Annotated in this window: 17 protein-coding genes and 2 tRNA genes; 10 read left to right on the top strand and 9 right to left on the bottom strand. The window is 44.1% G+C overall.

Going from position 1 to position 19,851, the window contains the following annotated elements; translation table 11 throughout:
• The first annotated feature begins 30 nt into the window (after positions 1–30).
• Both AC0YN6_RS00200 and AC0YN6_RS00195 read left to right on the top strand, forming a co-directional pair.
• Positions 31–106: transfer RNA gene (locus tag AC0YN6_RS00200), tRNA-Thr, on the top strand.
• A gap of 8 nt (positions 107–114) precedes the next feature.
• A tRNA-Pro gene (locus AC0YN6_RS00195) sits at positions 115–191 on the top strand.
• Between the two features lie 66 nt (positions 192–257).
• Here the strand turns inward: AC0YN6_RS00195 and AC0YN6_RS00190 are convergent.
• The gene (locus AC0YN6_RS00190) at positions 258–1,637 is read right to left on the bottom strand and encodes a M48 family metallopeptidase (RefSeq protein WP_475744282.1); all 1,380 of its coding nucleotides are present in this window, start codon (positions 1,635–1,637) and stop codon (positions 258–260) included.
• Positions 1,638–2,126: 489 nt separating this feature from the next.
• Here AC0YN6_RS00190 and AC0YN6_RS00185 point away from each other — a divergent pair, with 489 nt between their 5' ends.
• From AC0YN6_RS00185 to AC0YN6_RS00165, 5 genes are all read left to right on the top strand, one after another.
• Complete coding sequence (locus AC0YN6_RS00185) at positions 2,127–3,122, top strand: sugar-binding protein (RefSeq protein ID WP_475744281.1); 996 nt, start codon at positions 2,127–2,129, stop codon at positions 3,120–3,122.
• Positions 3,119–4,570 (top strand): sensor histidine kinase, encoded by a 1,452-nt coding sequence (locus tag AC0YN6_RS00180; RefSeq protein ID WP_475744280.1) that lies wholly within the window; start codon positions 3,119–3,121, stop codon positions 4,568–4,570. Before AC0YN6_RS00185 ends, AC0YN6_RS00180 begins: the two co-directional genes overlap by 4 nt.
• Positions 4,545–5,888, top strand: coding sequence for a response regulator transcription factor (locus AC0YN6_RS00175; protein WP_475744278.1), 1,344 nt, complete (start codon positions 4,545–4,547; stop codon positions 5,886–5,888). The genes AC0YN6_RS00180 and AC0YN6_RS00175 overlap by 26 nt, the downstream gene beginning before the upstream one ends.
• 225 nt (positions 5,889–6,113) lie before the next feature.
• Positions 6,114–7,487, top strand: a complete 1,374-nt coding sequence (locus tag AC0YN6_RS00170; RefSeq protein ID WP_475744277.1) for a sugar porter family MFS transporter — start codon at positions 6,114–6,116, stop codon at positions 7,485–7,487.
• A 51-nt stretch (positions 7,488–7,538) separates the two neighbouring features.
• On the top strand, positions 7,539–7,748 hold the full coding sequence (locus AC0YN6_RS00165; RefSeq protein WP_475744276.1) for a DUF2536 family protein: 210 nt from the start codon (positions 7,539–7,541) through the stop codon (positions 7,746–7,748).
• A gap of 151 nt (positions 7,749–7,899) precedes the next feature.
• Here the strand turns inward: AC0YN6_RS00165 and AC0YN6_RS00160 are convergent, their stop codons facing one another.
• The 4 genes from AC0YN6_RS00160 to AC0YN6_RS00145 all read right to left on the bottom strand — a co-directional run bounded on the left by AC0YN6_RS00160 (position 7,900) and on the right by AC0YN6_RS00145 (position 12,101).
• Entirely contained in the window at positions 7,900–9,351 is a 1,452-nt protein-coding gene (locus AC0YN6_RS00160; protein WP_475744274.1) for an amidase family protein, read from the bottom strand.
• A 94-nt stretch (positions 9,352–9,445) separates the two neighbouring features.
• Positions 9,446–10,183, bottom strand: coding sequence for a twin-arginine translocase subunit TatC (tatC, locus tag AC0YN6_RS00155; protein WP_475744273.1), 738 nt, complete (start codon positions 10,181–10,183; stop codon positions 9,446–9,448).
• 7 nt (positions 10,184–10,190) lie between these two features.
• Positions 10,191–10,406: a twin-arginine translocase TatA/TatE family subunit gene (locus AC0YN6_RS00150; RefSeq protein ID WP_475744271.1), complete on the bottom strand. Its 216-nt coding sequence runs from the start codon at positions 10,404–10,406 to the stop codon at positions 10,191–10,193.
• 69 nt (positions 10,407–10,475) lie between these two features.
• Entirely contained in the window at positions 10,476–12,101 is a 1,626-nt protein-coding gene (locus tag AC0YN6_RS00145) for a PhoX family protein (RefSeq protein WP_475745487.1), read from the bottom strand.
• 167 nt (positions 12,102–12,268) lie between these two features.
• Between AC0YN6_RS00145 and AC0YN6_RS00140 the strand changes: the two genes are divergently transcribed.
• Positions 12,269–13,333 carry an alpha/beta hydrolase gene (locus AC0YN6_RS00140; RefSeq protein WP_475744270.1) on the top strand — a complete coding sequence of 355 codons (1,065 nt, stop codon included), beginning with the start codon at positions 12,269–12,271 and terminating at the stop codon, positions 13,331–13,333.
• Between the two features lie 47 nt (positions 13,334–13,380).
• Positions 13,381–14,235 (top strand): SDR family oxidoreductase, encoded by an 855-nt coding sequence (locus tag AC0YN6_RS00135; RefSeq protein WP_475744269.1) that lies wholly within the window; start codon positions 13,381–13,383, stop codon positions 14,233–14,235.
• 101 nt (positions 14,236–14,336) lie between these two features.
• Here AC0YN6_RS00135 and AC0YN6_RS00130 read toward each other — a convergent pair whose 3' ends face one another.
• Both AC0YN6_RS00130 and AC0YN6_RS00125 read right to left on the bottom strand, forming a co-directional pair.
• Entirely contained in the window at positions 14,337–14,783 is a 447-nt protein-coding gene (locus AC0YN6_RS00130) for a hypothetical protein (protein ID WP_475744268.1), read from the bottom strand.
• Between the two features lie 199 nt (positions 14,784–14,982).
• Complete coding sequence (locus tag AC0YN6_RS00125) at positions 14,983–16,344, bottom strand: sodium-dependent transporter (RefSeq protein ID WP_475744267.1); 1,362 nt, start codon at positions 16,342–16,344, stop codon at positions 14,983–14,985.
• A gap of 333 nt (positions 16,345–16,677) precedes the next feature.
• On the opposite strand from AC0YN6_RS00125, the gene AC0YN6_RS00120 reads away from it, so the two are divergent.
• Entirely contained in the window at positions 16,678–17,592 is a 915-nt protein-coding gene (locus AC0YN6_RS00120) for a phytanoyl-CoA dioxygenase family protein (protein WP_475744266.1), read from the top strand.
• A 16-nt stretch (positions 17,593–17,608) separates the two neighbouring features.
• Here AC0YN6_RS00120 and AC0YN6_RS00115 read toward each other — a convergent pair whose 3' ends face one another.
• Together AC0YN6_RS00115 and AC0YN6_RS00110 are read right to left on the bottom strand one after the other, a co-directional pair.
• Positions 17,609–18,499 carry a helix-turn-helix transcriptional regulator gene (locus AC0YN6_RS00115; protein WP_475744264.1) on the bottom strand — a complete coding sequence of 297 codons (891 nt, stop codon included), beginning with the start codon at positions 18,497–18,499 and terminating at the stop codon, positions 17,609–17,611.
• 116 nt (positions 18,500–18,615) lie between these two features.
• Positions 18,616–19,773 carry a trans-sulfuration enzyme family protein gene (locus AC0YN6_RS00110; protein WP_475744263.1) on the bottom strand — a complete coding sequence of 386 codons (1,158 nt, stop codon included), beginning with the start codon at positions 19,771–19,773 and terminating at the stop codon, positions 18,616–18,618.
• Between the last annotated feature and the right edge of the window lie 78 nt (positions 19,774–19,851).

The following is a 19,851-nucleotide window of genomic DNA, read 5'->3' as shown; positions in this document are numbered from 1 at the left end:
AATACATCTTGTGTTTAGCGAATATCACTTGCCGTTGTAGCTCAACTGGTAGAGCAACTGACTTGTAATCAGTAGGTTGGGGGTTCAAGTCCTCTCGACGGCACCATCTTTTCTCGGGACGTAGCTCAGCTTGGTAGAGCACCTGGTTTGGGACCAGGGGGTCGCATGTTCAAATCGTGTCGTCCCGACCATCCTAAACATAATGAAATTCGAATATACATAAGAGAAAGAAGCTTGATTACTCAAGCTTCTTTTTTTTATATTTGCTCCCCTATTTCTCGAAGCAGTTCGGCAAGCTCAATAAAACCAGCCTCAAGCGCATAATCCTCTGCTGTATAACCCCTTTCATCGGATTTCATAGGATCAGCCCCTGCTTCCAGTAATAGCCTCGCCGCCTCCATGTTGCCGTTACTTGCTGCAGTCATTAGAGGTGTCCATCCCGCGCTGTCGTGTAAATTAGGATTGGCGCCCTTCTCTAGCAGAAGCTCGATCATTTCCATACTCTCATTATATAAAGCAATCGTCAAAGCCGTTTCTTCATAGCTCTCCTCTACCAAATCCATGTTTGCTCCCGCATCAATTAATAATTCACCAATAGCTAATTCATTCAATTGTGCTGCCCACATTAGCGCTGTCCAGCCTTCATTATCCGTAACATTAGGATCAGCACCGGAATCAAGCAACGATTGAACTAGCTCCAAATCAGAATCCGAGGCAGCTCCAAGCAGCCCGTTCTCCGCTTGCGTATCCCCTAAGGTCATCATAAAGGTATCAATCGATTTCGAGAAAATGACTCCTATAGAGATCGACCCGCCGATTACTAGAACAATCGCCAATCCAACAATTAGTCCTACACGCGATGATTTATAGACGATATTAGTTGCGATACCTGCGAACTGCTGAATGGCATGAATACGCTTTGGTAAAGGAGGGTGCGTAGAAAGCTTCTCTGCGAGCCAGACAAATAATCCTTTTTCATAGCTGCTTTGCAACAAATACTCTTCACGGTCTACCTGCTTATACAGCGTCTTACCTACGGCTAATACTGTTAAACCATTCATAGCTGCTTCTGCATCATTGATGAAATAGGCAGCCATCCGGTCACAAGTATACTCGCATGCACGTGAATAGGCTTCTCCCAGAAAAGGAAGCCATAAAGCCGGTAAAATGAGCAGCTGTTTCGTCAAGTGATTCCGCTTGATGTGGGCGAGTTCATGTGTTATTACAAAAGTCAGTTCCTTAGCTCCACCAGTTTGGATGATCTCGAATAGATCAGCATAGAGCACCACCATATTACGGCCAAAGAACCGCGAGGCAAACGCGTTTAATATGCCGCTTGACTCCATCACATACATATCCGGAACAACGGAAAAACCCATCCTTGCGCACTGCTCTTCCGCTATTGCGAACACTTCAGGAAATTGCCGAGGCGTGATCCTAACGCCATTAATTCGAATGCTAGCCATCATAATCGCCTGTGCAAACAATGGCAGAAGAAATAGCAAAGGAATAATGAACATAAAAACAATGGAAAAAAACAGCCCAAGATAAACCATAATACTAAAAATGAGTGCGAGTACAAAATAACGATTCTCTTTCTTATTTACCAGTGATCTTTCCAAATCGTACGAATTCAAGAAAAGGCATCTCCTTTAAAAATAATACCCACATTATACACGAATTCCCATCGTTATTATATAACCTGCCGAATATTAACAAAATACAAAAAAACTCTTCAGCAGCTTGGCCAAAGAGTCTAATGCTCCGTTATTCTTAACGAATGTTTATTCATTACATAAGCTACTGGTCAGATTCATCCCATTTTTTCGAATAGGCTTTTTTTGTAACCCATAGCGTTAACCATGTGAGCAGCACAACGATAATACCCGAAAAAATCCAAACCCCTGCAGGAACACCCATCTTTATGTACCCCCTCTTCATCTACTCACTATATTTTACAAGATACGATCAGATTATTTTCATTAGATCCGTTAACAAATTCGTAACTTTTCAAATCATTGGATAATCAGTGGAAGAACCTCCCTTTAACGATCGCCAATTTCTGAAAATTACACACCTCTTGTATAATGGTTCAATATGCTACGAAGTTTTAAGGGAGCTGTATCATGACTAATCGAAATTGGAACATTGGAATCGCTATTGTTTTTATTGTATTTTTGAGTCTTTTGCTAAGTTTTTTTGCCTCTACGCTGCGAATAAGGGAATTACTTCAGCCGATTCTAACCAACGAAGTCACTGAAGCTCCACCCTATCATGTTGTACTCATTTCTCAAGAACTCGATAATCCTTATTGGCGGTCGATCGAACAAGGCGCGCGAGACGCAGCTGCTGCATATGGGATACAGCTCCAATATACAGGACCGTTCCGCATTAATCCTGCTGAGCAAATCAAGCTGCTCGAGAAGGCAATCGCAGCCAAAGCTGATGCACTGCTCGTACAAGGAATCAATGACCCGCAATATAAAGACTTAATTGATCAAGCAGTGAGCCAACATATCCCGGTTGTAACGATAGATACAGATGAACCAGGCAGCCAGCGACTATCCTATGTAGGTTCGAATAACAGGGATGCCGGTAAAGTCATGGGCGAGTTAGTTGCCGAAGCTTCGGGACATAGGGGTCAAGTTGCTGTTCTTCTTGGCAATGAGCAAGCGCCCAATCAACAGCTGCGGTTAGAGGGCTTTCGCTCCGTAATCGCACAATATCCCGAGCTGACTCTCGTTGGCGTCCGCTCCTCGAATATTTCACGTCTTCAGGCTGCTGGAGCAGCGGAAGAGCTGCTCCTCAAATTTCCTCAGCTGGACCATATCGTCGGATTAAGTGCTTTGGATGGTATTGGCATTGCGGGGGCAGTTGATCGCAATCGGACAAGCAACTTGCGAGTTTATGCATTTGACGCATTGGATGAAACGTTGGAGCGTATCCGCAGCGGCAGTATCCATTCCACAATTGTCCAGCAACCTTACGACATGGGTTATGATGCTGTCTCACAGTTGAACGATTATGTCCATGGAAAAACAGTTCCAACGCAGCATTTTACAAAAATAACAGTCCATGATCAACATACGTTAAATCAACAAAATGGAGAAACAAGACCATGACCATTCGTACAAAGCTGTTGATCTTCATCCCATTGCTCGTGCTGCTGGTCAATCTCATCACCTTCTTCTTGTTTCAAAGTGGAAAAATAGTTCAGCAAGGCTATAATCAAATGATGGATCGCCTTCTCTTGTACAACCAGACCTCACAGACCGTTGAAAACAGCCTTGGCTCGCTTCATAGCTACTTGCTTAATCCAGATGACAGAAATAATGCACTATACAAGCAAAACTTAACTGAAATAAAAGAACATCGGATGCAGCTTGAGCAGCAAGCCAAAGCCTCCCTTCGTTCCTCAGTCATTACGAGCTATATCCATCTGCTGGATACTTTTTTAGAGCAGCAGCAAGCCGCTTTTGCAGCTGTCTCGACGAAGAGCTCGATGTCAGCTTTAGCTCATTATGAGAATGCAGAGAAAACTGCAAGCTTCATTCGTGAGGATGGTCAGCAGCTCGTCGATATGGAGTTAAGCATCTATCAGCCGCTTTACGAGCGTGTCCAAGCTGAAAATAAGCGTATGTACCTGCTTGGGGCCGCCGTGTTCATAACCAATACGCTGCTGAGCATCTTACTAGCCGTATGGATCTCGCGCAGCATTACAGGGCCTGTCAGCACGCTTGTCACTCGTGCAAGGCAAATTTCCGAGGGTAATTTACTTCAGCGCTCTAATCAGCAGCAAACCCAAGATGAGCTTGGGCTATTGTCTAACGCATTTGAGCAAATGTCCAGTGACCTGCTCGTATTCATCGAGAAAGATAAAGAAAGCCTGGAGAAAGATCGACTGGTCAAGGAATTAGAGCTTCAAGCGCTGCAAAGCCAAATTAATCCGCATTTTCTCTTTAATACTTTAAATGTGTTATCCAAGCTTGCGCTCATTGAAGGAGCCGATAAAACGAGCGATCTGATCGTTTCGATGTCAAATTTATTAAGATACAATTTGCGAAATTTGGAGCATTCCGTCACGCTCAGCGATGAGGTTGCTCATGTGAAGGAATACTTCACCATTCAGCAAGCACGCTTTCGTGACCGTATTCAGCTGGATATGGATATCGATCCATCCGTGCTCCAGCAGCCCATACCTGCGCTCACGCTCCAACCTATTGTAGAAAATGCTTTTTTGCATGGGATTGAACGGATGGAAAAAGGTGCGATCATCCGCCTTGCGATAAAACAAGAGCATGATGGGGTTCGTATTTCCCTATCAGACAATGGTCAAGGAATGACGGACGAGGTTAGGAAGGCGCTGTTGCGGATGGAAACTGACACGTTCACCAATCAATCTACGGGCTTGGGTACAAAAAATGTGTTTAAGCGGCTGCAATTATTTTATGGCGCAGCTGGGTTAGTCGATATCGAAAGCAAACTAGGTGTTGGAACGACAGTTACCATTCATATTCCTCCTAGTAAGAAAGGTGAACACTCGGATGTACAGACTATTGATCGCGGATGATGAGGCGCTTGAGCGAGAAGGCCTTGAGTTGATTGTGGAGCGAATGCTGCCGAATATGTTTCAAATCATTCATGCCGAAAATGGACGAGCAGCGATTGAAAAGGCAGAGGAATATCGCCCCCATATTGTTATGATGGATGTAAATATGCCCGGCATTCAAGGCTTAGAGGCCATACGCGAAATTAAGCATAAATTACCGGATACAAAGTTTGTCATGGTGACAGCTTATGATTATTTTGCTTATGCCAAAGAGGCGCTTTCGCTTGGTGTAACGGAGTATCTCCTCAAGCCTGCCAAACGCGAGCAGATCGTTCAAACGCTCCAGCAGCTAATACACCATCTGGAGCTAGACAAACGAAAACGTTCTGATGAGTTAGAGTTAAGGCATAAGCTATCGCAATTGATGCCCTTAGCAGAGAATGAGCTCGCTATGATGTTTATGGTTGATCATATTACGAATACCGACATTGAACAGTTATCAGAATGGCTTAACTTCCCTCTCGGGAATGGCTGCGCGATCGTAATTGCTTTTCCCGATCCAATAAAGGCCAACCTTAAACACAAAATTTACGATACGATTAGAAGCTTTGTCAAAACCAATGTATCAAAATGTATTGTAAGCTCCTTAATTGATCGCCATATAGCAATCTTCATCAACCATGAACCTAAATCAATGGATGCAGATTGGAAAGAAGCTGGAACCGTATTCAGCGAAGAACTTATTGCTGCTGTTGCGCGCCAGCTGGAGGTAGACATTTTAATCGGAATCGGGAAGACCCGCTCTGGTGCAGAAGGACTGCGTAAATCCTATTTTGAAGCCGTATTCGCCTCCAACTATTACGAGCAATATGGGAAGGTATGCCACTTTGACGAATTAACACAGCACATAGCTCCTCCTTCCGAAAGCGAGAAGGTGCAATCTGCAAAAATTGAAGCCATTCCAGAAGATTATGTACTCTCCGCAATGCAGCGCATTCGAGCGCAGCGCGAGCAACAAACGCAAACGGTACTGGAACGAGCAAAATGGTTTATTGGGGACAAATATACCGAAGACCTATCACTTGAGGAAGTCGCAGATTCTGTCCATCTTAATCCCCACTATTTCAGCAAAATATTTAAACAGCAAGTGGGCACGACATTTATCGACTATGTCACCGCACTCCGGATCGATAAAGCAAAAGCACTAATGGCGACGGGGCAGCTCAGCTTGAAGGAAGTGTGCTTTGAGGTCGGCTATAATGATCCTAACTATTTTAGCCGTGTCTTCAAAAAGGTTACAGGCGTTACCCCCTCCGACTACCGAGGTCAGACGAAATAAACAAATATAAGTAAGGTCCATGTCGTGCTGCATGGACTTTTTTGTGTTCTGATGACAACATAATGCTAATTTTTCAGTATGGGATTATATTGATCGTATTGAGCAAAATAAGTGCAGGAATAACACTTTTTAATGAAGGTTTTTACGAGCGGAATCATACTTTTCACATGATATAATAAAGTTCGTTTTCATGAAGGATAGGTTAGTCAGAGAGGAGAAACGAATATGGAAATGCCGATTTCTACCAAAAATGAACAAGTAAGCATGAAATTTGTGACACTTGTTTCTATTGTATCTGCTCTAGGCGGATTATTATTCGGATTCGATACAGCAGTCGTTTCAGGTGCTGTCGGTTTTATGGAGGATCGGTTCGATTTATCGAAGCTTGAGGTTGGCTGGGCAGTATCAAGCTTAATCATTGGCTGTATTGTTGGTGCGGCTATGTCTGGTATTTTGGGAGATCGCTTCGGACGTAAGAAAGTGCTTATTGCAGCCGCAATATTATTTATTATCAGCTCGATAGGCTCAGCAATACCGGACACGTTCTCGGCATTTATTGTTGCAAGAATTATCGGCGGTATCGGCATTGGAATCACCTCTACACTATGCCCGCTCTACAATGCCGAAATTGCTCCAGCCAAATATCGCGGCAGACTCGTTGCGCTAAATCAACTTGCCATCGTGACTGGCATTTTCCTTACTTATTTCATCAATCTTTGGATTTCCGGTTCAGGCGATGAAGCATGGGGTATTGCCTCAGCTTGGCGCTGGATGTTTGGAGTAGGCGCAATTCCGGGCTTGTTGTTTTTGATCTTGCTGTTTTTTGTGCCTGAGAGCCCAAGGTGGCTGATCAAGCAAGGAAAAGCAGCGGCTGCACTTCCAATTTTATTACGCATCCATGGCGAGACGCTTGCTAAAAAAGAAGTAATCGATATTAAGCACTCGTTCGAGCAGGAAAGCGGTTCGATCCGGCAGCTGTTTTCACCCGGTCTTCGAATAGCATTAATCGTAGGTGTAGGATTAGCAGTACTCCAGCAGGTTACCGGTATTAACGCTGTCATGTATTATGCACCTGAAATTTTCAAAGAAACAGGCGCGGGCACCAACGCTTCACTCGTACAAACGATATTAGTTGGCTTCATCAACTTAGTGTTTACGTTAATTGCGTTGTGGCTCATTGATAAAGTGGGTCGTAAAGCATTGCTTCTCGTCGGTTCGGCTTCAATGACGATATGTTTACTCGTCATCGGCCTCGCTTTCCAAACGGGACATACATCCGGCCCGCTTGTGCTTATCTTTATATTGCTGTATGTTGCCTCATTCGCAATATCTCTTGGGCCGGTCGTATGGGTTATCATGTCTGAAATTTTCCCGAATCGTATCCGCGGAAAAGCGACTGCTATCGCTGCTATGGCACTGTGGGCAGCAGATTACGTCGTGTCACAAACGTTCCCGCCAATGCTTAGCTCTGCGGGACCTGCCGCTACGTTCTGGATTTATGGCAGCATGGCATTGCTCGCCTTTTTGTTCACATGGCGAATTGTACCAGAGACAAAAGGGAAATCACTCGAAGAAATTGAATCTTTGTGGGCAAAGTAATATCTCTGTATAATAGATTAAAATATAAATCTATTTTTAGGAGATAATCAAATGGACTTCCGCTTAGATTTACTTGATAACAAGATTGAATTTTTTGAAGCCTATGATATGAAAACGCTGGAGCATAAGATCGAACAGCAGATTGATAATAATAAAGGTTTGCTGCTAGAGGTATACCATGTTAGTCATCAAGCTGTATTTAATCCCAAGATCGAAAAAATGCTTTATACCGCAGTTGTACACTTTAAGGCGAAGAAATAGAGCGCTAGTGCAGCAAAGGGGCTGTCCCAAAAGTCATCAAAGATGACGATGGGATAGCCCCTTTCTATTCAGAATAAATTTGGTTCCCAAATTCACTACACAGTCGAACGTTCTTCCGATCGCTGTTGTTCGCGGATTCCTGGAAAAAATTTTAAATAAAGCTCTTTAATGACGGCGGACGTCTTACATTGCTATGCTGTTCATACGAATACGCGAGTTTAATTAGCGTTGGTTCCTCGAATGCTCTTGCTGCGAACGTGACACCAAATGGAACTCCTTTAGCAGTATAGCCTGCTGGAACCACTATAGAAGGATAACCTGCACGGGAAGTAATTCTTGCTCCAAAATCTGCTGGAAAAAGCAGTGCATCCAGCTTATGCTCCTCCATGGTCGCATCAATTCCCTCATCTTTGCACAATCGAAGATCTGTCATTCGATCATGAAGGTACTGCCGCTCGGTTTGCGTGCCTGTTGTCGTAGTCTCAGCGCGCAGCAGCGTCGTTTGTCCATACTTCAACGTCTCAATAGGATGCTCGTTATTATAAGCGATAATATCCTTAAGCGTACGAATCTTCGCTCCTGGCGGCAGCTTGGATAAATAAGCATTAATTGAGGTTTTGAATTCGTTCAACACAACCGAAGAATAAACGATTTGGCGTGCGGTCCTTACATCCGCCGGATCAACAATAATCGCACCTTGTTTTCTCATAAGGGCTACTGCCCCATTAAATATCTCAAGCTGCTCGTCGGTTAACTCCTCAAAAAAATAGTCTCTAGGAATACCAATTCGTGCGCCCTCTAACCCATCTGGATCAAGAAACATACGATAATCCTGCTGTTGTCGCCAGTACCCCGCTCCCATAGCCGCATCTTCAGTATCATGATCGACGATGGCGTTTAATACGTGTACAGCATCCGTTACCGTCCTTGCCATAGGGCCTGCTGTATCCTGTGAATTGGAGAGCGGTAAAATACCTGTTCTGCTCACAAGCCCAACCGTCGGTTTAATACCGACAGTTGAGCTCAAATTACCAGGGTTTAATATCGAACCCGACGTTTCCGTCCCAATCGAAGCCATGCAAAAATTACACGCCACAGCGACCCCTGAGCCTGCGCTTGAGCCTCCTGTCGGCGTTGAAATATTGTAAGGATTGAGAACCTGACCGCCTCGAGAGCTATAACCGGACGGCATGCCTTCCGTCATAAAGTTAGCAAATTCCGTCATATTCACTTTGCCTAATACAATTGCTCCCGCTTCGCGAAGCTTCTTCACTATAAAAGCATCTGCTCCTGCGTAAGAGTTTGCAAGCGCAAGTGAGCCTGCACTAGTATGCATATTATCGCCTGTATTAATATTATCCTTGAGTAATATCGGAATACCGTGAAGCGGACCTCTTGGACCTTGAACAGCCCGTTCGCTATCGAGAGCTGAGGCAATAAATAAAGCATCGGGATTAAGCTCAAGCACCGAATTTATCGTTAAGCCATCTTTATCATGAGCTGCGATTCGGTCAAAATAATACAGCACAAGCTCACGAGACGTGAGCTCTCCAGATTCCAAAGCTGCTTGAATGGAAGAAATGGTTGCCTCTACGATTTCCATGCCCCTTAGCCCCTCATATGTCCCGAATAAGTACGATATGAGCCTAGTATATACTATTTCTTGGTAAAGGACATCATCATCATTGGAAGCTTTATTATGCTGTACTATTCTCGTTACTCACGAGTCTCAACTGCTTTCGATAGACCATTTTGGAAATGGAAATACTGATTTCGTAGAGCAAGAACAGCGGCACAATAACGATAATGTCCGATAATATATCTGGCGGCGTTATTGTAATCGCTATGAGTGCTAGAATAAAGTATGCAAGCTTCCGTGCTTTAGCTAGCTTGACAGGGTTAAGAAGGCCTAGCTTCGTAAGGAACATGACGATCGCCGGCATCTCAAAGAGCAGACCAAAGGGAACGGTCATATGGATCATAAATGTGAAATACTTTTGCGCTGTATACATCGTCACAAATTCATTAGCCGCCATTTGGTTCATAAAATGAAGAACCATCGGGAACAAAATAAAATAACCAAAGCATATGCCGATCACGAATAAAAGACTGATGCTCGGAATAAAGACAAGTGCTGCCCGCTGAGCATTTTCAGGCACGGCTGGCGTAACGAACTTCCAGGTTTGATACGCAGCTATCGGCAAAGTTATCGCAATGGCGACGACACCTGCGATCATCATATATACCCAGATCACATCCGAAGGACCAAGCAGCACAAGCTTCTGATCCATATTCCTTACCAGCCACCCATAAATATCCTTAACATAAATGAAGGCTGCTGCCATCGCTACTAGAAACGCAACTAACGTTCGAATGAGTCTCGACCGCATCTCCTCCAAATGTCCAATCAAACTTTGATCATTCGGATCACTCATACTCATCTCACTTCACAATCGATGAAGAAACCTTGGACGTCTCTTCTTCTTTATGTTTCTCGTCATCATCCCCATTTACAAGGCCGCGGGTAGCCCCTTTAAATTCGCTTAATGTTCTGCCGAATGCACGGCCGAGCTCTGGAAGCTTCGAAGGACCAAAAATAATGAGGGCAATAATAAGGATTAATACTAACCCTCCAATTCCAATATTGCCAAACGGCATAACGACAACCCCTTCCATCTTATGTTTCAGCCGCAGACACTCGTTCTGCGGCTGCCAATCGTTAAATCATTAACCGAGCTTAAATCCGCTGATCGCAACGACTGCGCATCTCGCAATTTTTTCACCGGCACGATGAGGCCACTGACTGGTTGGCTTGCTCAAATCGGTTGTGTTCTCTCCTGGATGCTGTATGGACAGAAATAAGGTTTGTTCGTCAGGCGTAAAGAATGGTCCCGTTAATTCACTCTCAACTGGCGCAGAAGCGAATTGCAGAGCCATTGCCTTATCTGGCCCGCTCGTCGGAATAACGAATAATCCATTATTCATAAATGACTTATGTACGCCTTTGTTCTGACTGCTGCTCGATATGTCTGTTACGACCCAAAGATGTCCATTGGAATCAAACGCCAGATTGTCAGGCGAGCTGAACCCAGATTGACGGCCGCCAGCAGCAAAAATTTCAAAATCAAACTCCAATGCGCCAAGGTCATTATTCGTTTCGAATATTCGTGTAATATGGCCGTGAATATTTCCATGGTTATCATTGTTTGTGTGACAAATGAAGATTGTATTATCGAACGGAGAAATTTCAATATCCTCTGGACGATCCGTAGGCGTACCGCCCACAAGCAAAGCTGCTTCCTGACAGAAGGTTACGACGTCGCCCTGCGTTCGGAATTTTTTCTGCAAATCTGGCTTTTCTTTCACTGCTTTGCTGACTTCAGATTGTGTTACCGGCATCCATTTCCCGCTCTTCAGGTTAGCCACATACAATGTGCCATCCGCAAGCAGAGCAGAGTTAGCACGGCCTTTAGACTTGTCATATTTCCCCTTGCTAATAAATTTGTATACACATGCATCCTTCTTATCGTCGCCCATATAAACAACAACTCGGCCGTCAGCAGCTAGCCCCATTGCTGTATTCTCATGATTGAAACGTCCTAGCGCAGTATGCTTCTTCAAGTACGATTTATCGAACGGATCAATCTCAATTACCCATCCATAATGCGTCTCTGGGAGCTTGGATGCCGCTGCCGTCTCCGCAAAGTTTTCTTCACAGGAAAGCACTGTATTCCACAGCGTAATGCCGCCTGAACAATTCGCAAATGTTCCAACAGCTGTCATAGCGTTGCCTACCGCCGTTTCTCCTTTAGCCGGACCTGTCAATTCGAATTTTGTATATCCATTAATTCGGCGCGCGTACATGGAAGTTTTGTCCATTTTCCACGTTCCGGTTTCGTCACGATATACTTCGATTACAGACATCCCTTGATAATATAAATTTTTGTGCAGCTGATCGGCTGTCATCTTGCCATCCTTAATCGGCCCGATAGAGAAAATAGTGCTGTATTCATGATTATTGACCAGTAGCCCTCTAGTATTTGACCCTTTCAGAGGAAAAAAAGCATTATAGTCGCAACCTGCGCCAAACTTTTCTCCCGCTCCGTTAATTACATCATCAAAAGCAGCTACAACGTCATATTTAAAGTTTTTTGGCAGAAGGAGCTGATCTTCCTTAGAGGGGGAAATGGGCTCGAAGTACCCGCTTACTCGATTCGTGTTAAATCCAAACAGATGATCAGCTGTTGATGACATCGCAGATGCTTTACCATTCAATGCGCCTAAACCAGCCGAAGCTGTAGCAAGTGCCGCTGCACCTGTACCCAAATACGAAAGAAATGTTTTTCTGTCCATCGTTTTGTTCAATTTTCCCACTCCTCATAATTATGATCCACTCACAGACAAGCATAATTGGAGAAGATCATCGGATTGTCACCTCCATTTGAAAAAATTGTAAACAACAGAATGATTTTCAATCAAAAAGAAACAATAACAGATAAAGCGCCTGCCTGGAGGAATGTATGACTATGACAATGCTGATAAGCAACGTAGTTCTTGGTATAGGAGGCATAACAATCCTGTTTTTAGTCTTACTTGCCGCACTTAGTTATTATTTTTACTACCTCGCAATTAAACGAAACTCCAAAAACTTTTTGAATAACAATCAAGATTTAAAGCAGATTCATGGCAATAAGGACACTGGCGCTCAAGCTGATATTGCATTAGCAGCTGATGCTGAACCTACTCCGGTAGAGGAGATTGGTGTGGAATGGGTGGAGAAACAAGCTTATGAAGTGTGGCAAATGACTTCAACTGACGGCCTCTCCCTGGTTGGATATTACCTTGCAGCCAAAACTCCAACCTCCAAAACCGTCATTCTCGCACACGGCTATTCATCGCAAGGAAAAGAGATGGGCAGCTTCGCTAAATTTTATTATCAGAAGCTGGGTTACAACGTCTTAATGCCCGATGATCGGGGACATGGCGATAGTGAAGGCGATTACATCGGCTTCGGCTGGCCGGATCGGAAGGACTATCTTCTTTGGATACGCAAAGTTATCGATGAGCTAGGAGAAAATGTGCAAATTGTACTGCATGGCATCTCTATGGGCGGGGCAACCGTAATGATGGTCAGCGGAGAAGATGTACCGAAGCAAGTTAAGGTCTGCGTGGAGGACTGCGGCTATTCATCGGTTTTTGATCAGCTTGCTTATCAGCTCAAGCGAATGTATAAATTGCCTGCCTTTCCTATTTTGCATACGACCAGCTTATTAACACGTCTATTAGCAGGTTACAGCTTCCAAGAAGCATCTGCGATAAGGCAGCTGAATTACAACAAACTGCCCATGTTGTTTATTCATGGTTCAGCCGACACCTTTGTACCTACTGAAATGGTGTCGAGGCTTTATAAGGCTTGTAAAGCTGAGAAAGCTCTTTACATTGCTGAGGGGGCTGGTCACGGGATGTCCTATGGCACGGATACAACCACCTATGAGCAGAAAGTGACTGACTTTGTAAGTCATTTTGAACGGATAGTTTCGCCCAGCTCCTTCTTTATTTTGCACATAACCTGCAGACCTCCTTGATATGAATAATCAAACAGAATCATATTGATTCATAGGAGGTTGTAGCAATGGGACCTTTTTCAAATGATCTATTGCAAGGGAAGGTCGTTCTCATAACTGGAGGAGCAACTGGCCTCGGCCGCGCTATGGGCGAAAAATTTATTGCGCTTGGCGCTAAACTCGCCATTGCCAGCCGCCGTGAAGCCGTTCTCAAACAGGCAGCTGAGGAGATGAGCGTTCCCGCCAGCGCCGTGTTCTACAAAAGCTGTGATGTTCGAGATCCCGCACAAATTAATGAGCTGATTGCAGCTGTCGAGAATCATTTTGGACAAATCGATATTCTTGTTAACAATGCTGCCGGTAATTTCATCAGCCCAACTGAAAAGCTATCTCCAAGAGCGGTAGATACTGTTTTACAAATCGTTTTACACGGAACTTTTTATACGACACTTGCGGTAGGTAAGCGGTGGATCGAACAAGGCAGAGGCGGGACAATGCTGAATATTGTCACTACTTATGCTTCAACCGGCTCCGGTTATGTCGTACCTTCAGCTGCTGCGAAGGCAGGTGTATTAGCTCTTACGAGGTCACTGGCCGTTGAGTGGGCACCTTACGGTATTCGCCAACTTGCAATTGCACCTGGTCCTTTTCCTACCGAAGGCGCATGGTCGCGCCTCGCACCTACCCCTGAGCTCGAAGAGAAGATGATCAACCGAATTCCCTTAAAACGTGTCGGCAATAAAGATGAGCTCGCCAATCTAGCGGCTTACCTCGTTTCCGATTACGCTGAATATATGAATGGTGAAGTTGTCACGATTGACGGCGGTGAATGGCTGCAAGGAGCAGGTCAGTTCAACAGTTTATCTGAGGTGAAAGGCGAGCAATGGGATGCTCTAGCTGAAATGACGCGCAAGGGGAAATGATGATTATGATTAGTATACGAAAAACAGCTCATTCCTCGAAAGAGAAATAAGCTGTTTTTGTTGACCAGGTATGACTAACCCAATTGTGACGACTACATTACTTAAGGACGCTTGCCTCTACTTTTACCGCCTGTACGATTTCCTCCAGTACCGCCTGTACGGTTTCCACCAGTACCACCTGTACGGTTTCCTCCTGTACCACCTGTACGGTTTCCTCCAGTACCGCCTGTACGGTTTCCACCTGTACCGCCTGTACGGTTTCCTCCAGTACCGCCTGTACGGTTTCCTCCTGTACCGCCTGTACGGTTTCCTCCTGTACCGCCTGTACGGTTTCCTCCTGTACCGCCTGTACGGTTTCCTCCTGTACCGCCTGTACGGTTTCCTCCTGTACCGCCTGTACGATTTCCTCCAGTACCGCCTGTACGGTTTCCTCCAGTACCGCCTGTACGGTTTCCACCCGTGCGATTGCCGCTTGTGTTGTTTCCACCCGTACGATTGCCGCCTGTTGTACCGCTACCTGTTACATTGTTTTTCTTACCTTTTGGCATTTGCGCATTACCTCCTCTTAGAAGCTACTTACAACATATGAATCAACTCTATCTTTCGTAACTAGTCATATGTTTGTTTTATAGATTCGGACATTAAACAATAATGCCGCTTGCAGCAGAGGGGTAATATGCAACTATTAATTAAATTAATTACTTTGATGGACTGGCTGAATCTTTTTGCATTAATTGCGTATTCGTATTAAAAAACAGAAACTAATTTATCAAGTATTCCAGTAATATCAAGAAAAACGATGATAATTACTAAAGGGATAATAAACCTGATAATAAAAAACCATATATGGAATGCAGAAGCCCCTAAACGAGAATGCTGCAATAATTCCTCTCTCAAAGCACTTTTCTTAATCTTAAGCGGTACGAAAATCGAAATTAAAAACACGCCAAGCGGCATTAATATATTACTAACTAAATAATCTGCTGAATCAAACAAGTTTTTCGAGAAAATTAATTGATCTGCAAAAACACTGTAAGATAATGCAGAAGGAATGCCTACTACAAAAATGAATGCACCACTAATGTATGCATATTTTTTTCGCTTCTCCTCTTTCCCCTTTACTAAAGAGGCAACAATGATTTCTAACATTGAGAAGGCCGAAGTTAAAGTAGCAAATAAAAATAATGCTAAAAATCCTAACAGGAAACCTTCCCCAAAAATAATTTGATCAAACACCGCGGGTAACACGACAAACAACAAACCTGGACCTTCCGCTGGTTCTAGTCCTAGTGAAAATACAGCCGGAAAAATAGCTAATCCCGCTAATAAAGCAATTAACAAATTCATTGTAACGATTGAAATAGCCGGTTGAATTAAGCTTTCCTTTTTGGAAAGATATGAACTGTAGGTAACCATGACGGATACACCGACACTTAAGGAGAAAAAGGCTTGCCCCATCGCAAACAGAATGCTTTCAGAGGTAATATTCGAGAAATCTGGTGCTAGAAAAAATTTCACGCCCTCCATAGCGTTTTCGAGTGTAAGTGACCGAACGATTAGGACAATGAATAGTACAAATAATGTCGGCATCATAATTTTACTCACTTTTTCAATGCCATTTTGAATCCCTTTTGCCACAACTACAACTGTAAAAGCCAAAAATGCAAATTGAGCGGCAACAACCAAAATCGGATTTCCGATCGTCTCGTTGAAGACGGCTCCATAATCCGCTCCATCACTAATGATTCCGCCAAACAAGCCTTTAACAAAATAGATAACAATCCAGCCGCCGATTACACTATAAAAAGACAAAAGAAGAAAGCAGGTAAATACCCCTAACTTCCCAATCCAATGCCATTTACTACTTGGAGCTAAGCTGCGGTAAGCACTAATAGCTTCTTTTTGAGTACTTCTACCTATAACAAACTCTGCTAACAACAATGGAAACCCCATAAAGAAAGTGAATAAAATAAATAGAAGGAAAAAGGCTCCTCCCCCACTCACTCCTGTCACATAAGGCAGCTTCCATATTGCACCTACGCCTATAGCCGAACCCGCTGCTGATAAAATAAAACCAATCTTCGATGACCATTTCTCTGCTGTTTGCATGATAATCAATCCAGTCTACGTTTATTATGTCTTTTGTAAAACAATGTAAATACAAAAAAAGCCACATCTCTATCATTAACGATAGGGACGTGGCTATTCACGCGGTACCACACTAATTGAATACAAATTTTGTTTCCAACCTGTTAAATAACCGTTTTTGTCCGTTTTGATATACGAAATTATAGTATGGCAACACCTAAAGGTCAACCTTTTTATCTCTTCAAGAACGAATTAGAAGTGCTTTTGGCAACTAAAATATTCATTTTGGCTAAATCTTTTTGTGGACAGATCCTGTATTGTGGAGGTAATCGAACGAATAAGGAGGCAAACGAAATGAGTTTGTCAAAATCACATTTTCTAGAAGCTGATGCCGGTATCCAAGAGGTGATTACGGATGAACAAGCTCAGTTTTTTATCGACAATGGGTTTCTTATCATACGGAATGTCGTTCAAGGCGATGAGCTTCAATTACTGCAGGATCAAAATTTCGAACTAGTAGAGAAAGGAATCGCGGGAGAAGCCAATGATCCTGATTTCTTATATAGGATTCGCAATGATGGAGAACGAGTCTATTGGCGCACGGAATTTGTGGTCGATAAACAGGATGCCAACAAGGTGCTTTTGGGCCATCCATTTATTTTAAGGACGGTGGAGAAACTTCAGGGGAACAATTTTATCGCGACCTGGGACTCGCTCGTCGTCAAGGTCCCTAACAATGCTGCAAGTGTTCCATGGCATCGTGACGCTGCTGTACCGCATGGTTGCACAGATCCAAGGCCGATATTCAATGTCGATTTTTATTTGGATTCTGCGGACGAAAAATCTTGCCTATGGGTCATCCCAGGCAGCAACCATTGGGATGCCGAAGCATCGCAATTGCGTTGTTCGCAGCAGGGTTTCGACTTTGAAGGGGCAGTACCCGTGCCTATGAACCCAGGCGATGTCATTTTGCACAACATCCAACTGCTCCATGGTTCGCCGGAGGGCGAAGGCAATGCGCTGCGCCGCACGATCTATTTCGAGTTTCGCCCCGGGGAAGTAGAAGTCGAATTCGGGCCGCATACGCTCGAATATTTGACGCTCAAACAACAAGTACTCCTTGCTTGTATCGAACACCGGAAGCAGGCGTCATACACTCAGGACGAGAAGCCGTTTGAATACCGTCCCTCAGGCGCGCTGGCCGTTGCCGAGCCTAAGCAACCGGAAACGTATCGCTTACGGCACGACAAATACTGGCGAGCTGAATAAGGATTTGATCCGTCGATTAGCAAATCAAATTGGAACAAAACTGGGATAAACTCTGCCCAGTTTTTTTCTTGAACATCCGTCCGAAGGTATGTACGTCAGAATAGCCTACCGTTTCGGCAATTTGGCTAATCGACAAATTGCTGTGAATGGCGAGTTCCTTAGCTTTGTTGATCCGGATCCAAGCAAGATATTGAATAGGAGATATGCCTAAATGCTTTCGGAATAAGAGCAAGATATAGTTCTTGCTTAATCCGGACACCTGCTCAAGATCCTTGATTTGAATGTCGCAATTAAAATGGTCGTGCAAATAATTTTTCATTAATACGAGTTTTGGCATGTACAGAGAGTCGCTTTTCGTTTGATTCACTTGTGCTTCGACCCACTGTGCCGCTTCAGCAAAAATCTGGAGCAACAGACTTTGACAACGGATTTGATGATTGAGACCCGGCTGGCGATAATGCATGACGAGCTGAGAAAGCAATGTTTCTACCTGTTGGTCCGCATAATTGCCCAGCAGATGATTGTCGCGGAACAAGTCGTCATAGGGGAAAAATTCCGTACCAAAATGAAATACGATTGAAATACATACATAGGGTTCGGAATCGACGGTTAGGATGGAGTGGCGTTCGTAGGGTCGGTGAAACAGAAGGTCTCCCCTCTTTGTCTCGTATTGGCGCCCTTCGATCGGATAATAAGCGAAACCGTCAACGACATATTGCAAAACAAACTGCGACATTTCCCGATTTCTTATTTCCCAGCCTTTGGGTGCATGAAACATGTGAGCAAGTGTGATATATGGTGGAAAGTAATAATGATTCAGCAGTCCGAGTGTTTCAACCGGACTTATATCCGAAAGATGATAATGATCCACGGCAAAGGTCCTTTCATATGTCGTTATCAAATACATCTAGTTTATCCTCTATAGAATACAGTGTATCGCGCTTTTTATAAACATAGAAAAACTGCATCCCAATTGTTAGTTCATATCTAACAATTGAGATGCAGTTTACTAGAAATCCCCTCCTATGCTTTCACTAGCTCCCATGCTTTCTCCATGTCTTCTATCAGCGTATTCGTATCTTCCATCCCAATGTATACTCTGACCACCGAAGGGTTCGTTCCGTCAGGATTTCGTCGTTCTGGAGTCGCATTCACCGTAACGAGACTCTCATAGCCTCCCCAGCTGACAGCAATCCGGAAATAATGCAGCGCATCGGCCCACTTCTTCATGACAGCGACAGGAAGTTTTGTTTCGAAAGAGAACAAGCTGCTATATCCGTCCAGCTGCTTTAGGGCAAGTTCATGCTGAGGATGAGAACGGAGACCTGGGTGGTTCACCCGATTGACCATTGGATGCTTCTCCAAATATTCCGCAACGATCATACCACTTTTCTGATGCCGCTCCATTCTAAGCGGAAGCGTACGTAAACCACGTATCATCAATGACGCTGTATGGGCCGTCATAACTCCTCCTAAAAGCATATACCCTTTGTTCTCAATTTGATTAATGAGCGAAGCCTCGCCTGTGACTACTCCGCCTAAACTATCACTGTGACCGGAGAAAAACTTAGTCATGGAATGAAGCACAAGATCGATGCCCATGGTCAGCGGCCGTTGAAAGCACGGGGTTGCCCAGCTGCTGTCAATCATCGTAATGGCTCCAGCTCTCTTAGCCAGTTTGGCTATTCCTTCGAGATCCTGCAGCTGGAAGAGGCCTGAAGTAGGGCTTTCCAAATAGATAATCCTTGTATTCGGCTGCAAAGCATCCTCGAAATCAGCAAGCAAGCTGCCATCTACATAAGTGACTTCTACCTGATATCTTTCCGTCATTTCATTCAGAAATGCCCGTGTTGGACCATATGCTTGTTCAACGCAGATAACATGATCACCTGAACTCAGCAGCGCATGTAAGGTGCCTGAAATTGCAGCCATGCCGGATGCAAAGCAACGCGACTGCTCTCCGTCCTCCAACTCGGCGATTTTACTTTCCAAGTAATTAACTGTTGGATTATTTCCTCGTGAATACACGTTGGCGGACAATACATCCTGCATCGCGATATCGAAGGTTTCATAATTCTCAAATGTAAATATACTATTCTGATAGATCGGTATCGTTACGGCACCGTAATGTTGTATATCTACCTGATCGTGAGAGACTTTTGTATGCAGCTGTTTATCCATTTCTTTTCTCTCCATCTTGTCGTTTCCCTCTATCCATTCTATGAATTTATTAACCCTTTTCTGCTCCCTGCGTTAGTC

This window comes from Paenibacillus sp. J22P15, assembly GCF_056269345.1.
The sequence above is the reverse complement of the archived record's forward strand: the minus strand, read 5'-3'. Positions and strand labels throughout refer to the sequence as shown.

Excerpts from the sequence above, each read along its gene's own strand:
- AC0YN6_RS00130 (WP_475744268.1), bottom strand. The coding sequence starts at position 14,783 with ATGCCAAAAGGTAAGAAAAACAATGTAACAGGTAGCGGTACAACAGGC.
- AC0YN6_RS00140 (WP_475744270.1), top strand. The coding sequence starts at position 12,269 with ATGACTATGACAATGCTGATAAGCAACGTAGTTCTTGGTATAGGAGGC.
- AC0YN6_RS00160 (WP_475744274.1), bottom strand. The coding sequence starts at position 9,351 with ATGGAAATCGTAGAGGCAACCATTTCTTCCATTCAAGCAGCTTTGGAA.
- AC0YN6_RS00180 (WP_475744280.1), top strand. The coding sequence starts at position 3,119 with ATGACCATTCGTACAAAGCTGTTGATCTTCATCCCATTGCTCGTGCTG.
- AC0YN6_RS00185 (WP_475744281.1), top strand. The coding sequence starts at position 2,127 with ATGACTAATCGAAATTGGAACATTGGAATCGCTATTGTTTTTATTGTA.
- AC0YN6_RS00170 (WP_475744277.1), top strand. The coding sequence starts at position 6,114 with ATGGAAATGCCGATTTCTACCAAAAATGAACAAGTAAGCATGAAATTT.
- AC0YN6_RS00115 (WP_475744264.1), bottom strand. The coding sequence starts at position 18,499 with ATGTATTTGATAACGACATATGAAAGGACCTTTGCCGTGGATCATTAT.
- AC0YN6_RS00175 (WP_475744278.1), top strand. The coding sequence starts at position 4,545 with ATGTACAGACTATTGATCGCGGATGATGAGGCGCTTGAGCGAGAAGGC.
- AC0YN6_RS00110 (WP_475744263.1), bottom strand. The coding sequence starts at position 19,773 with ATGGATAAACAGCTGCATACAAAAGTCTCTCACGATCAGGTAGATATA.
- AC0YN6_RS00150 (WP_475744271.1), bottom strand. The coding sequence starts at position 10,406 with ATGCCGTTTGGCAATATTGGAATTGGAGGGTTAGTATTAATCCTTATT.
- AC0YN6_RS00125 (WP_475744267.1), bottom strand. The coding sequence starts at position 16,344 with ATGCAAACAGCAGAGAAATGGTCATCGAAGATTGGTTTTATTTTATCA.
- tatC (WP_475744273.1), bottom strand. The coding sequence starts at position 10,183 with ATGAGTGATCCGAATGATCAAAGTTTGATTGGACATTTGGAGGAGATG.
- AC0YN6_RS00120 (WP_475744266.1), top strand. The coding sequence starts at position 16,678 with ATGAGTTTGTCAAAATCACATTTTCTAGAAGCTGATGCCGGTATCCAA.
- AC0YN6_RS00145 (WP_475745487.1), bottom strand. The coding sequence starts at position 12,101 with ATGGACAGAAAAACATTTCTTTCGTATTTGGGTACAGGTGCAGCGGCA.
- AC0YN6_RS00135 (WP_475744269.1), top strand. The coding sequence starts at position 13,381 with ATGGGACCTTTTTCAAATGATCTATTGCAAGGGAAGGTCGTTCTCATA.
- AC0YN6_RS00165 (WP_475744276.1), top strand. The coding sequence starts at position 7,539 with ATGGACTTCCGCTTAGATTTACTTGATAACAAGATTGAATTTTTTGAA.